1 protein-coding gene and 1 pseudogene are annotated in these 1,362 nt (G+C 72.8%); one reads left to right on the top strand and one right to left on the bottom strand.

The features are described 5' to 3' along the window. Positions 1-344: pseudogene (locus ABZ641_RS37580) on the top strand (hypothetical protein); the annotation flags it as partial. Between the two features lie 214 nt (positions 345-558). Here ABZ641_RS37580 and ABZ641_RS37585 read toward each other — a convergent pair. Next, positions 559-1,230, bottom strand: coding sequence for a DUF4389 domain-containing protein (locus ABZ641_RS37585; protein WP_344622302.1), 672 nt, complete (start codon positions 1,228-1,230; stop codon positions 559-561). Positions 1,231-1,362 lie beyond the last annotated feature (132 nt).

The raw sequence follows: 1,362 nt of genomic DNA on the forward strand, positions 1-1,362 counted from the left end.
CCGCCGCGGCCTGGACCTACCCCGCCGGACAGCACAACACCGGCACCGTCCAGCTGGGCCGGCCGACCCCGACGGGCGCCACGACGACCGTCTGGGTGGGCGACTCCGGGCAGCTCGTCCCCGCGCCGCCCAGCACCGCCGATCTCGTCTCCGACGCGGTGAGTCTCGGCCTGTTCGTCTTCGGCTGCCTGTCCCTCCTCACCGCCTGCGTCCTCGGTCTCCGCCTGACCGGTCTGAACCGCCGGGCGGACGCGGCCTGGCAGCGCTCGTGGGCCGAGCTCGAACCCGTCTGGAGCGGACGAGCCGCCCGCGAGCCCGGCAACGGCGAGGCCCGCCGCGGCTGAACCGGACCGCCCCCGGAGGCTCGGGCCCATGCCCGCGTCCCGGCGCGCCGTCCGGACAGGGCGATCCTTGGCGTCCGCCCCCCGTGACCGCGAAGCACGCAGCCGCATCCCGGGCCGGATCGTCGTGCCCTGCTTGTCAGCCGCGGCCGGCAGTGCCGCCCGGGTCACCGAGCGCCGTCCGCGACCCGCCGTCGTGCGCGGTTCGCGGGTCGGGTCACCGACCCGGTGCAGGCATCGGTTCGCCGACCAGGTCGGTGGCGCCCTGGTCGAGGCGGAAGGGCGGGTACACGTCGGTCATCAGCGCCGCGTACGCGACGACGCGGAAGACCCAGCGGTTCAGCCCGACGATCAGGTCGAAGATGCCCGCCGGATAACGGGCGGTGAAGGCCAGCGACACACCGGCGAAGAGGGCGAGCAGACCGATCAGACCGCCGCCGCCCCTGTCCCCCGCGCCGCCGAGGAAGAAGCCGAGGACGGCGTAGTGCGGGATCGCCAGCAGCCACCACTTGACCAGCACCAGCCCTCGGGACAGCCGTTCCGGGCGGGCGACGGCGAGTGTGGCGGGGTAGTCGGGCTCCTCCCCGAGGCTGAACGGCGGGTAGCGGTCGGTGCCGAGGCCGCCGTAGGAGTAGTACGAGACCCGCCATGTCCAGCGCAGCACCCCGAGGTTGAAGTCGAAGATCCACCGCGGATAGGCGCCCGTGAAGAGGACCGCGAAGAACACGACCACCGTCAGCAGGAAGAAGGCCGCCCAGAGGAAGCAGAGGACGATCCAGTGGGGTATCGCCAGAAGCCACTTGATCAGCCAGAGCCAGCGTGAGACCGGTAGGTCCAATCTGGCTTCGAGCCGTACGGGAGTCGCCTTTACGCCGGTCACGGCGATCACCTCCTGGAAGGTCGGCGCAAGGCCGGGCGTTTCGGTACGGCCGGGACCCGCCGTACCTGCGACACGCTCCGGACACCCCCATGGTCGAACGGCCGCGACGGCCGGCGGCAGGGCCGACCGGCCCCGACCCGA

The sequence above is a fragment of the Kitasatospora sp. NPDC007106 genome, assembly GCF_040634455.1.
GTDB classification, from domain to species: Bacteria; Actinomycetota; Actinomycetes; order Streptomycetales; family Streptomycetaceae; genus Kitasatospora; species Kitasatospora arboriphila.